This window comes from Cellvibrio sp. 25HG11W-0 (genome assembly GCF_057815475.1).
On the sequence record NZ_CM174230.1, the window covers coordinates 2766487 to 2779262 of the forward strand.

Consider the following 12776-nt stretch of genomic DNA (forward strand, 5'->3'; position numbering starts at 1 on the left):
GAATCATTAGAATGAACGTTTTTACCGCTGAAATTCAAACAGACAATTGCCGCCCTGCTGCTTGGCATGGTGCTTCGCTTCGGCCAGTAATTGGGCAAGATGTTGGTGGGTTTTACAATCTGCCAATGCTGGTTCGACTGAGCCGATCGCCAAGGTTAAGGGCCCATATTTTTGACGCTGGCCTTGACGATTAAGGCTCCAAAATTCACGTTGTATTGAAGGGGTAAAGGTGCTGGCAGCAGCTGCAAAATCAGCTAATATGGCCTCACAACGCGCGCGCCAATCAGGGCTACGCATCACCACTACAAAATCGTCCCCACCAACATGACCAATAAAGTCTTGTATAGGGTCTAGATGCTCACGTAGTAAACGACTGAGCCTCAGGATAACCTCGTCGCCTGCCGCATAACCAAAACAATCATTGAATGATTTAAATTGATTAATATCACAATAGGCGACAATACAAGGGCTTTGTTGCAGCAGCAGATGGTCAATCCATTCATAGAGCGGCACATTGCCAGGCAGCTGCGTTAAGGGATTGCTGTAGCGCGCTACACGTAACTTTTCTTCGCTAATACGCCGTAGAAGATCGCGTACCTTGCCTACGCCCAAATAGTGTTTATCTTTCGTAATGATGAAATCAACACTTAAATTTTGCACTGGATCTTCCGTGATTAATTGCCCAACAGCTTTCAACTCAGCCTCTACATCCACCACTATAGAGAGCTGACTTATAAACTCCTTAATAGGCTTATGGGCATGCAGCTCGTGCGCAAAGCGCTGCGAAAAAATATTTAAGAGTTCAGCGCGACTCACCATCCCTAATGCTGCACCTTGATCTACAACAGGAATGGACATAAGACGCACATCAGCGCGAAACATTCTGACCACATCCTCCGCCAGCACATTAGGTGCGACTACAATTGAGTCCATGACAATACCGCCCACTTTATGCACAAAGCAATCTTGATGGCGAGCAAAGGATGCCTGACAAAATGCATAAATATGTTCGGGCATTTGCATTTTCGGCTCCGCCGTTGGGCGCGCAATAAAATAACCCTGCGCATACTCAACACCCATGGAGACAAGCGTACTTAACTCTGCCGCCGTCTCTATGCCTTCTGCAATAGCTTTGTGCCCCATACGCTGTGCTATATCCAACATGGCGCGCACGAATTCACGTTTAACAGGATCGCGATCTACACCAGAAATAAAATGTCGATCTATCTTTACATAATCCGGACAAAGCTCACTCCAAACGCGCAAGCCCGCATAACCAGCACCCAAGTCATCAAGCGCCACGGCAAAACCCTGCCGTTGAAAATGCTCTGCTGCTGCACTGAGCAAATCTAATTCATCCAGTGGCTGGCTTTCGGTTAACTCAAATACAATTCGCTCTGCTTTAAGCCCCACCCGCTGCAAAATCTCGCGGGTAACGCCATCGCGATATTGGCTATCGGTAAAACTTATGGGTGTCATATTAAGAAATAGTTTGCCCGGTAAACCAAGCTCGGCAAACCGTTCACACGATACTGCGCGGCAGGCAAACTCCAAAGACGCCAATAAACGACACTCACGGGCCACGGCAAATAAACTATCGGGAGACTGTAACGCGCTATTCGCAGGGCCGCGAATAAGCGCTTCGTAACCTAAAATACGAGGATTATCCAGTGCCACTATGGGCTGAAAAACAGGGGTCAACAATTTAAAATCAATTAAACGTCGTAATTCCTTTTGCAGGGTTAATTGAGTAAGTGCTTGGTCAGGAATCAAGAGATTTGATTGCATTTTTTACTCAGTCTTAGTGCGAACCTATTTAATGGCGAATCTTTACCCCCCAATATGACGGTTTGATGAAACTGATAATTTGTTGTCACATAAAGAGAGGGTTACAATGCGCGATGCTTAAATGCCAACCAAATTAGTCAACGAACGGTCTACATCATGAATCAACATAAAACAGACACCCTTTATGCCAATCCCTTGGCGCAGGTTAGCCAGTTCGCATTTGATCAAACCGTAGTTGATGTTTTCCCCGATATGATTAAACGTTCAGTGCCCGGTTACGCCACTATCATTAATATGATTGGCAACTTAGCAGAGCGCTACGCGCAGCCGCAAAGCCGCTGTTATGATTTAGGCTGCTCCCTGGGTGCGGCAACCCTTGCATTGCGCCATCGCATTCAAGTAGCCGACTGCAGCATTGTGGGTGTCGATAACTCAGCGGCGATGCTAGCGCGCTGCGCGCAAGTCATTGCCGCCGACAGCGGTGAAATTCCCGTCGAATTAATTGCGGCAAATATTCAAGATGTCGTGCTTGATCACGCGTCCATGGCCGTCCTCAATTTCACTCTGCAATTTATTGCGATAGAGGAGCGTTTACCGCTGCTGGAAAATATTTATCGCGGCTTACTCCCAAACGGCGTACTCATACTGTCTGAAAAAGTCGCCTTTGATGATGCGCCCCATCAACAACTGATGACCGAGTTACACCACAACTTTAAGCGGGCTAATGGCTACAGTGAGTTAGAAATCGCCCAAAAACGCACGTCTATTGAAAACTATCTGATTCCTGAAACCCTGCAAGCCCATCGCCAACGTTTGCGCGCCGCAGGCTTTCAAAGCGTGGACGTTTGGTTTCAATGCTTTAATTTCGCCTCGATTATCGCCATTAAATAAACTCTGCTGCGCGATATTTTTACCCCTACACTAGCCCGCTGTTAACCGACTGATATTTTGCTGTTTATGATGAATTACGACTTGCTCTTAGCCGCTTTAAAAGACACCCCTCTCGCCCCTTGGGCAGAAATACTGCCCCAACAAATTGCCGCAGGGTTGGATGAAAAGCGTTATGGCGACTTGGCGGGATGGAAAAAATCACTCGCCAAACTGCCCCAGGTCGATGCCTCTAGGCTGGATTTTAATGGCTCAGTCACCATAGGCGCCGAGCAGGATATCCCGCAGGCAACCCGCGACCACATTCGCAGTGCACTAGAAGAATTGATCCCCTGGCGCAAAGGCCCTTACTTTGTCCATGATATTCATATTGATACAGAATGGCGCTCAGACTGGAAGTGGGAACGCGTCCTACCCTTTTTGGCCCCACTAAAAGATCGTCTGATTTTGGATGTAGGCTGCGGCAATGGTTATCACTGCTGGCGCATGCTCGGTGCTGGCGCTCAGCGGGTAATAGGAATAGATCCATCACCTCGTTTTGTGGTCCAGTTTCAAGCAATTAAGCATTTTGCAGGCGCCGAGCACCCCATTGATGTGTTGCCACTGGGCATAGAAGAGTTACCGGAAAAGCTGCAAGCATTTGATACGGTATTTTCCATGGGCGTGTTTTATCACCGCCGCTCACCGATGGATCACCTACGCGAACTGCGTGAAGCCCTGCGCCCCGGTGGTCAATTAGTGCTGGAAACCTTAGTGATAGAAGGAGAGCTCGGCGACGTATTGGTGCCCGAAGGCCGCTATGCGATGATGGGAAATGTATGGTTTTTACCGAGCTGCGACACTATGCTCGCTTGGATGCGCAAAATGGGATTTAAAAATCCCCGCGTTGTGGATGTATGCCCCACCACCACGCAAGAACAGCGCGCCACTCACTGGATGCGCTTTCATTCACTACCAGAATTTTTAGACCCTCAAAACCCTGCTCTTACCGCTGAAGGCCATCCGGCACCTGTTCGCGCGGTATTTATTGCAGAAGCCTAAACTGGTGGAAAATAACACGAGCCACAAATAGATTTTGGTGGAAAACAGTAAAGATAAAGAATAAAAAAATGGCGCCTCGTAGCGCCATTTTTCTTATGTCCTGCATCGCTCAACGCGTTAATCATCCAACGCATCAATCTCAGAATCCAAACCAAATTCGGTATGAATTTGCACACACCAACGGTTAAGACGCTCAGCGCTGAGGTTCTCTTGCTGATCTTCGTCCAAGGCTAAACCTACAAAAAGTCCAGCACCCGGTATTTCAGCTTTGGATGCCTCAAACTCATAACCTTCGGTAGACCAATGGCCGACGATTTCAGGACCCGTTTGAATAATGACATCGTGGAGCATGCCCATCGCATCGAGAAAATAGTCCCCGTAGCCGAACTGATCACCCAAGCCAAAGAGTGCGACTTGCTTACCAGAAAAATCTACCGCGGCTATGTCGTCCCAAAACTCTTCCCAGTCGGACTGAATTTGGCCGAAATCCCAGGTAGGTATGCCCAAAATAATTTTGTCGTAGTCGGCAAAGTCGAGCTGAGTCACATCAGCAATATCCTTCACATCCACCACGTCCTTACCCAAACGCGCTTGAATACGGTAGGCAACACGCTCGGTATTACCTTCGTCACTACCAAAAAATAGACCTATATTGGCCACAATCACCTCAATCGCTGTAGGGGAAAAACATTTAGGCGCGGATTTTCCCAACATTAGCCCACGCATGCAAGCGACGTTCGCTGAAATTAGTTGAGTACCACCTTAAAACAAAAAAGCCCCGCAATAGCAGGGCAAGGTTTCCTCAGAGGTATGTGCTGCTAAAAAATCAATCTGGCCGAGCGATCAAGATTCACGTTTTTCCTTACGCTCAGCCATTTTGGCCTCACGCTTAGCTTTTAATTCGATCATTTTTTGCTTCTGCTCTGGCGTTAATATCGCGATGAACTGCTGTTGCGCCTGAGCACGTGCTAGTGCCTGCTGCCCTTGCAGCTTACCCAAGTTATTCGCCAAGACTGTTAATTCGGCTGGTTTAGCCCCTGCATCGGCAGCATCCATTAAAGCCTTATGCGCTGCATGTAGTGCTGTCATACTTTGTTTTTGCTGTTCTTTTGTCGCTTCACGTTGAGTCTTTAAGGTCGCTTTTTGCTCTACAGTTAAATCTAAGGCTTTACCTAAACGCTTAACGTCTTTACCTTGCCCACCAAATTCTGCACCATGTTGCGCATGATGACCTGAACACATTTTTCTATCGCCGTGTTCACCCGCGAAACTTACCGAGCTTATGGTCATTGCGCCCAGCAGGAACGTTGCCATACCTAAGTGTGATAATTTTTTCATAGTAATCTCCAATCATAAATTGATAACAAATTGTTCATGTTGACTAGATTCCACCGTGCGAAGTAAAACGGTCGCCACCAACTTGATTTTTCGCTGTGGAGTAGCTGTAGTGATTATCTACCCTATACTGTTAAGAATGGTTAACGATTCCACAAGAATCATGACTCTCGTGCCACGCTCATGCACACTCGGCGCCAAATAATTTCAAGGGTGTTACACAGACTATGCTGAAAGTTCTCCTTATTGATGATGACCAAGAACTCTGCCAACTACTCGGTGAGTACCTAAATACCGAAGGCTTTAGTGTTGATATGGCCCATGACGGCCAGGTAGCGCTAGACCTAGGGCTCAATAACGACTACGCCGCTATAGTACTGGATGTGATGCTTCCTATTCGCAACGGCTTTGAAGTGCTCAAAAGCATTCGTCAACGCCATCAGACCCCCGTGCTCATGCTCACAGCCAAGGGCGATACCGTGGATAGAGTCATAGGCTTGGAAATTGGTGCCGACGATTATCTTTCCAAACCTTGCGATCCGCGGGAATTAGTCGCACGCATTCGCGCTATTTTGCGCCGCGCAGCCCCTAAAGAAGCCAGCACACCCAATATCGAGAGACTCACATCCGGCAAGCTATCACTGCATCTCGGCACTCGTAGCGTTACCTGGGAGGCGCAAGATGTTCCGCTCACGGGTACCGAATTTAGTGTGCTAGAAATTTTAGTGCGCCGTGCAGGGCAAGTCATTAGCAAAGATGAAATGACCGAGCAGGCGCTCAATCGTAAACTCACACCCTATGACCGCAGTATTGACGTACACGTCAGCAATATCCGTAAAAAAATTACCGCCGCCGGTTCTACCAAAGATCTTATTATCAATGTGCGCGGCGCTGGCTACATGCTCACCATGAATGACGATTAACCGAATTGATGACCCGACTTTACCTCAAGATTTTCTTTACGTTTTGGCTCATTACCGCGGTCATCATTGTGGGCACCAACATTGTTGTGCACTGGTTTGACATAACCCCTGACGGCAATTTACAACACTCGGGCACCACCGATGATGAACCTGCCAAACGCCTGCTGTTCCAACTGGTGGGTAATGCGGTCAATCGCAATACCCGTCAGCTTATTCAAGATTTAGAATCCATGCCCAGCTGGTCGACCCGCTTTGTGTTTGTGGTCGACAAAGAAAATCGCGATTTATTGGATCGCCCCCTGCCACCCGGCGTTATGTTTTTAGCGCCGCGCCTCACCATCAAACACCCTTTCGATAAGGTACAGGATCGCAACCGTAAGCTCTTTGGGCGCTATATCACCCTTAATGATGGCAACAGCGTCAAATTAATTACCATTTCTGCTGGGCGCGATGAAGGGCCAGACCGCGATATCATCTGGGAACTTTTTATCAATAATATTTGGCCGCTGCTGCTGGTATCCATTTTAGTGAGTGGCAGCGCTTGTTTTTTTCTCGCGCGCCACTTCACCCGCAGCATTAACACACTCCAAAAAGCCACCCAACAAATTGCACGCGGCGATCTTAGCGTCAGAATCGGCCGTCAATTTTATGGTCGCAAAGATGAAATTGCCGCTCTCGGGCGCGACTTTGATCACATGACCGAACGCCTTGAAAAGTCCATGCAAGAACAAAAACGCTTGATTAAGGATGTATCACACGAACTGCGCTCGCCTCTAGCTCGCTTGCAAGTAGCCTTAGCCTTGGCTCAATCTCGCAGCCAGGGCATAGTTGATGCAGAGCTAGAAAAAATTAAACAAGCCGCTGACTATCTCAATAATATTATTACTGACATTCTCTCCCTCCCCGTTCAAGGGCAAGACAGCTGGGTGCTCGATGACGTAGTCGATTTACGCTGTTTGCTGCAAATGCTGATGGACAACTACCAAGCTGAAGCTGATGAGAAACAGGTCGCAATTGTATTAAATACACATTTAGAGGAAGCACTAGTATCCACCCATGGCAATATGCTGTTAGGCGTCTTTGAAAATATTTTACGCAATGCACTGCTCTATACACCCCTAAACTCCACCATCACCATTGACCTAGAACCCGCCAAGCGCGGTGAGCAATTTCGCGTGCGCATCAGTGACCAAGGACCGGGCGTCGCAGAAGAGTCCCTTGATGATATATTCCAACCCTTCTTCCGTACCGATCAAGCGCGCGCGCGCGAAAGCGGCGGCTATGGTCTAGGGCTTGCCATTGCCTATCGCAGTGTTTCGTTGCACCAAGGCGGGCGCATCTGGGCCAGTAATAATCCTGGCGGCGGACTCGCCATAAGTGTGCAACTCGATACGATTTGCGAGACTTAAAATTTATCGTTTTCGATCATTAAAGCCTTAGGTTCAAATAACTCTAAGATCAGTCAACTCTTAATAGGAGAAAGCCAAACTCGACCAATACACCTTCTTTGTTCAGATTTAACCTCCCTGTAATCCTCACTGCCCTTCGCCAACAAAACCCCACCGACAAAGCCTTGACTGGCGGCGAATTCCTTCCTCAAACCCACTCAACTAACGCTGCTTTTTTGGCGATTCTACTGAAGCCAATTACAACCCACATCCAAACATAAAGCCAACATACTGTTTTATATAGATTTTTTAATTCCCCCTGCAAATGGCATGGTTTTCGCTAATTACCTTACATAGGCGTGAATTGGACGCCAACATAAACAAAGAGTCTGGCTTAAGCGGCAATGTATTGCCTCTGCTATCCATCTCAATCTAGTGCGACAGGTAACCACTATGCGGGACATGACTATGGTAACGACCACTCCTAACGCCACCAATAGCAATCCTATTGCGCTTATGCCGCTCTCTCACGAGCAGGAGCTGGTAGGCCGGTACAAATTGCTGCAGGCGCTACAAATGAGCTTAGAGCCGCGCGACATCATTGAGTTATTCTTTAAAAATCTAAAAAGCTTAGTCAGTGTCGCAGGGCTTAGTTTCACCTTTGCAGAGGCTGAAGAGGTAGTGAATTGCGGCCGCAGTGGCCTGCATCATTGTGACTATCGCTTGAATACAGCAGAAGGTTATCTAGGCGAAATTATTTTTAGCCGCGGCAAACGGTTTAGCGAAGAGGAACTCAGTAGCCTTGAAGTACTCTTAGGTAGCTTGGTTTACCCTTTGCGCAATGCCTTGCGCTACCAAGCAGCGACCCGTATGGCGCTTATCGACCCACTCACAATGCTCGGCAATCGCAGTGCTTTGGACACGGCTCTGCGGCGCGAATTGCAACTCGCTGAACGGCATCACCACGAGCTATCGCTGCTGATGATCGATGTCGATCACTTCAAAGCCATTAACGATCAATATGGGCATAATCGCGGTGACCAAGTCCTGCGCGAAATCGCACAGACAATTCAAGGCGTTTGTCGCGGTTCAGATGTGACTTTCCGCTATGGTGGAGAAGAGTTTGTCGTAGTCCTCGGCAAAACCCCTACCAGTGGCGCTGTCATTATTGCCGATCGAATTCGCCAAGCGATTGCAGACACTGCAATTAACGCCAATGGCATTGCCCTCAAAGCTACGGTGAGTATTGGAGTTGCGACGCGCGATCACGATCAGCAAGAACATATCGACAATTTATTTGAACGGGCTGACAAGGCACTCTACGCTGCTAAAGACGCTGGTAGGAATTGCGTGATTACCAGTAATGCGCAGGTAAATGTTTAAACCTATTCCCCCCTCAACTAAGTACCTATACTTTAGAAACATTTTTACTCAAAACATAAAAAAACCGAATCATCGCTGATTCGGTTTTTTTATGTTTTTTTGTATAGCAGTGTCGCGAATATTAACTACTGTCTAAGCCTGCGGTGGACGCTTGCGCGCAGGTGTTTTCGCACGCTTAGGCGGTGCAGTTGATGCACGCAATTTTTTATCGTGACGCTCCTGCTTAATTTTATCATCGCGCGAAGGCTCCATAATGCGTGTATAGCTCGAGCTATCAAAACCAGCTGTCATACACAAATCATTTATTTCTTTTTCGCTTAGCTCAATCCATTGACCAACGCGTACATGCGATGGAATAAAAATATTCGCATAGCGCACACGCTTCAGTCGGCTTACTTTCACGCCTTGTGATTCCCACAGACGACGCACTTCACGATTACGCCCTTCCATTACCACGCAGTAGAACCAACGGTTACGGGACTCACCTGCACCGTCAACGATATCAGTAAAGCGCGCAACACCATCGTCCAGTGCCACACCTTTCAATAAGTTTTTCTTCATCTCATCGGTCACATCACCTTGAATACGTACCAAGTACTCACGATCAATCACCGATGAAGGGTGCATCAATTTATTGGCTAGCTCACCGTCATTGGTAAACAGCAGCAAACCACTGGTATTAAAATCCAATCGACCTACAGAGATCCAGCGCTCACCCGCCAAGGGTGGCAAATGAGAATAAACGGTTGGGCGACCCTCTGGATCTGAGCGCGAACAGATTTCACCTTCAGGTTTGTTATACAGAATAACGCGGCGACGGGTTGCTTCAGCACGCATGAGCACACGCTGCCCATTCACAAAAATTTTGTCTTGAGCGCTAACGCGATCACCCAGAGTTGCAATGCGATCATTCACCTTGACCGAACCTGCCTCTATGGCGCGCTCCATTTCACGGCGCGAACCCATGCCTGCGCGTGCGAGCACTTTTTGCAGCTTTTCATCGGTAGGCGCGGCATTCTCAAGTGTATCTTCAACAGAGTTTTCTACCAATACTCGTGGTTTTTGCACTCTAGGCTTTAGGCTACCTGCTTTAGGTGCTGAACCTTTCGGCAGCTGCTGTGAACCGTGCGCTTCGCCGCGTGATGACGTATCGCCACCCGCTGCAGGTTTGGCAGGGCGACCATCACTGCGACGCTCAGCGCGATTCGGGGTGCGTTTTTCAGTATGAGAAGTGGTTTTTGCCGACGCGGGTGCAGATTTTTTTTTGCCGGCAACTACTGGCTTCACAGCCCGGGTAGAGTGATCAGAATGATCTGTGTGAGTTTTCTTTACCATACTTGTTTTCAGCACCTTAGGTGCTGCTATTTTCCTCATTGATATCCGCTTGAGTGGCTGGGTCTTGCTCCGGCTCAAGTTCATTAGTGTCGCTGTCTAACGGCAGCTTAGTAGCAACCGACTCAACAACAGGTTCAAATGCATCTTCACCCTCAACAAACACTTCTTCTGCATCAGCTTGCGACGCTTCAGCGGTCAAGTCATCCAATGCCACGGCCGTGGTTTCATCGGGGATGGGGGCATCTGTATCTTTTTCGCCTAAACCCTCAACATCACCTAAATTAAGTACCGGATTTAAGTCATCTAAATCGCGAATCTCACTTAACGAAGGTAAATCTTCCAAACTTTTTAAATTGAAATAATCTAAAAATTGACGCGTCGTTGCATAGAGCGACGGACGGCCCGGCACATCACGATGCCCGACTACCTTAACCCAATCGCGCTCCAGCAAGGTCTTTACTATGTGTGAGCTCACCGCCACGCCACGAATCTCTTCAATATCGCCACGAGTAATAGGTTGACGATAGGCGATTAACGCAAGAGTTTCGAGCAGTGCACGGGAGTATTTCTGCGGCTTTTCATCCCAGAGGCGATTTACCCAAGGTGCCAACTCTTCGCGCACTTGAAAACGCCAGCCTGAAGCCACTTCCTTCAACTCAAAACCGCGCTCAACGCTGTCATGTTGAATAGCGTCCAGCGCTTGCTGTATCTCATCCTTTGAGGGAGCCACTTCTGGATCAAACAGTTCCAAAAGACGTGCAATCGTAAGCGGTTGAGAGGCGGCCAAAATTGCCCCCTCGACTATTTTACGCAGCATGTCGGTATCAACAGGCTGCTGCGTCACGGGAACAGTCGCAGACTCCTCCTCTTGCATGGTGCCTTCAAGCAGAGCTTCACGCGCAGCCAATACAGCATCAGTATCGGGTGTACCCTCTAACTCTTGCATATCTGTATCAGAGTCAAGGTCGTGCACATCATCAGGTTCAGTTTGGTTAATCATTGTGTTCTAGCTTTAACATGAATGGGTCCGAAGGAGTCACTTTGCACAATCTCGACAAGAGACTCCTTAATCAATTCCATAACGGCCAAAAAGGTGACTACTACGCCGAGGCGACCTTCTTCTAGCGTAAAGAGGCTTACAAAAGGTACGAAGTGTTGATGCGCCAACTTATCCAACACCTGCGCCATGCGTTCGCGAGTAGAGAGGCGCTCTTTCGACACATGATGGCTTTCAAACATATCTGCACGGCGCAAAACTTCGCCAAGCGCCAGTAAAATCTCTTTGAGCTCAACCTCTGGGTCAGGGCGTGTCAAATTGCGATCTGGCGGCGTAGCTACGGCCTGATGAAGATCCCGCGTCATGCGCGGCAGCTCGTTTATATCTTCAGCAGCTTGCTTAAAGCGCTCGTATTCTTGCAGACGACGAATCAGCGAAGCGCGTGGATCATCGTCCTCTTCCTCTTCTGTCGCAGAGCGCGGTAGCAACATACGCGACTTAATCTCAGCCAGCATGGCGGCCATCACCAAATATTCAGCGGCTAACTCAAATTGACTCACATCCATCAATTCAACATAGGCCATATACTGAGTGGTAATTTCCGACACATTGATATCGAGAATATCAATATTTTGACGCCGAATAAGGTAGAGCAATAAATCTAAGGGCCCTTCGAACGCCTCGAGAAATACCTCTAGCGCATCCGGCGGAATATACAAATCGTTAGGTAACTGGGTGTAGGCCTTACCATGAACCATGGCGAACGGCATTTCACCTTGTTGAGGCTGTTTAGGACCTAGGTCAACAACGGTTTCAGCTGCATCAGGCAAAGCCTCACCAACAACCGCTTCAGCGGCGGTTGTTTGATCGCCGAGCAAATCAGCGTCTTGTGGTTCAAGGGTTTGGCTCACACAGAAAAACTCTGACAGAAAATAAAAGTATAAGGCGACAAAAGGCCGCACTTAAATTAAGGAGGGCATTATAGCCATAATGCCTAGATGCTGACAGCACCGTGGCAAAAACTAATAATATCTTTTAATTTCAGTTAGTTAACCTCAAATACCGAGAAGTCACCCTTACCTTGGCGAATCAATTCAGGCGCATCGCCAGTCAAATCAATAACCGTTGTTGGTTCCAGCCCACAATAACCACCATCGATGATCAGCTCTACATGGTGCTCAAGGATGTCGCGCATGTCGTAGGGGTCGGTCATGGGGAACTCTTCACCCGGTAACAATAAACTGCTCGTCATAAGCGGCTCACCCAATTCCGCCAAGAGCGCGAGCGCTATAGCGTTATCAGGAACACGCAAGCCTATAGTCTTACGCTTAGGGTGCATCAAGCGCCGCGGCACATCGGCGGTCGCCTCTAAAATAAAGGTGTAGGCTCCAGGCGTGTGATTTTTGAGTAAACGAAAATCGCGATTATCAACCCGCGCATAGGTCGCCAGCTCCGACAAGTCACGACACATGAGGGTGAAGTTGTGATTTTTATCGAGCTTGCGCAAGCTGCGAATGCGCTCTAGAGCGTCTTTATCACCGATATGACACCCCAAGGCGTAAGCAGAATCTGTCGGGTAGACGACTAAGCCACCTTTGCGAATAATATCTGCCGCTTGCACAATTAAGCGCGCCTGTGGATTTTCGGGGTGAATCTGAAAAAACTGTGCCATTTTGGCACCTCCTACAAAATACGTAT

The 12776-nt window shown here is 48.2% G+C and carries 12 protein-coding genes; 5 read left to right on the top strand and 7 right to left on the bottom strand.

Going from position 1 to position 12776, the window contains the following annotated elements; genetic code table 11:
- Positions 1-21: 21 nt before the first annotated feature.
- Positions 22-1788, bottom strand: a complete 1767-nt coding sequence (locus tag AC0KUT_RS11670; protein WP_488830080.1) for a bifunctional diguanylate cyclase/phosphodiesterase — start codon at positions 1786-1788, stop codon at positions 22-24.
- 156 nt (positions 1789-1944) lie between these two features.
- On the opposite strand from AC0KUT_RS11670, the gene cmoA reads away from it, so the two are divergent.
- Positions 1945-2679, top strand: a complete 735-nt coding sequence (gene cmoA, locus AC0KUT_RS11675) for a carboxy-S-adenosyl-L-methionine synthase CmoA (protein ID WP_488830082.1) — start codon at positions 1945-1947, stop codon at positions 2677-2679.
- A 69-nt stretch (positions 2680-2748) separates the two neighbouring features.
- Complete coding sequence (gene cmoB / locus AC0KUT_RS11680; RefSeq protein WP_488835726.1) at positions 2749-3717, top strand: tRNA 5-methoxyuridine(34)/uridine 5-oxyacetic acid(34) synthase CmoB; 969 nt, start codon at positions 2749-2751, stop codon at positions 3715-3717.
- A 117-nt stretch (positions 3718-3834) separates the two neighbouring features.
- Here the strand turns inward: cmoB and AC0KUT_RS11685 are convergent, their stop codons facing one another.
- Positions 3835-4377: a flavodoxin gene (locus tag AC0KUT_RS11685; protein ID WP_488835728.1), complete on the bottom strand. Its 543-nt coding sequence runs from the start codon at positions 4375-4377 to the stop codon at positions 3835-3837.
- Positions 4378-4560: 183 nt separating this feature from the next.
- The gene (locus tag AC0KUT_RS11690; protein WP_488830083.1) at positions 4561-5055 is read right to left on the bottom strand and encodes a Spy/CpxP family protein refolding chaperone; all 495 of its coding nucleotides are present in this window, start codon (positions 5053-5055) and stop codon (positions 4561-4563) included.
- A 224-nt stretch (positions 5056-5279) separates the two neighbouring features.
- Here AC0KUT_RS11690 and AC0KUT_RS11695 point away from each other — a divergent pair, with 224 nt between their 5' ends.
- The 3 genes from AC0KUT_RS11695 to AC0KUT_RS11705 all read left to right on the top strand — a co-directional run bounded on the left by AC0KUT_RS11695 (position 5280) and on the right by AC0KUT_RS11705 (position 8746).
- A complete protein-coding gene (locus AC0KUT_RS11695) occupies positions 5280-5975 on the top strand; it encodes a response regulator (RefSeq protein ID WP_488830084.1) in 696 nt (231 codons plus the stop codon).
- 8 nt (positions 5976-5983) lie between these two features.
- Positions 5984-7384, top strand: a complete 1401-nt coding sequence (locus AC0KUT_RS11700) for an ATP-binding protein (RefSeq protein WP_488830086.1) — start codon at positions 5984-5986, stop codon at positions 7382-7384.
- 447 nt (positions 7385-7831) lie between these two features.
- The gene (locus AC0KUT_RS11705; RefSeq protein WP_488830088.1) at positions 7832-8746 is read left to right on the top strand and encodes a GGDEF domain-containing protein; all 915 of its coding nucleotides are present in this window, start codon (positions 7832-7834) and stop codon (positions 8744-8746) included.
- 132 nt (positions 8747-8878) lie between these two features.
- Here the strand turns inward: AC0KUT_RS11705 and AC0KUT_RS11710 are convergent, their stop codons facing one another.
- The 4 genes from AC0KUT_RS11710 to AC0KUT_RS11725 all read right to left on the bottom strand — a co-directional run bounded on the left by AC0KUT_RS11710 (position 8879) and on the right by AC0KUT_RS11725 (position 12750).
- On the bottom strand, positions 8879-9712 hold the full coding sequence (locus AC0KUT_RS11710; RefSeq protein WP_488835730.1) for a pseudouridine synthase: 834 nt from the start codon (positions 9710-9712) through the stop codon (positions 8879-8881).
- A gap of 385 nt (positions 9713-10097) precedes the next feature.
- A complete protein-coding gene (gene scpB, locus AC0KUT_RS11715) occupies positions 10098-11081 on the bottom strand; it encodes an SMC-Scp complex subunit ScpB (RefSeq protein WP_488830090.1) in 984 nt (327 codons plus the stop codon).
- Complete coding sequence (locus AC0KUT_RS11720) at positions 11078-11908, bottom strand: segregation and condensation protein A (protein ID WP_488835732.1); 831 nt, start codon at positions 11906-11908, stop codon at positions 11078-11080. The genes scpB and AC0KUT_RS11720 overlap by 4 nt, the downstream gene beginning before the upstream one ends.
- Before the next feature lie 215 nt (positions 11909-12123).
- Entirely contained in the window at positions 12124-12750 is a 627-nt protein-coding gene (locus tag AC0KUT_RS11725; protein ID WP_488830092.1) for an L-threonylcarbamoyladenylate synthase, read from the bottom strand.
- Positions 12751-12776 lie beyond the last annotated feature (26 nt).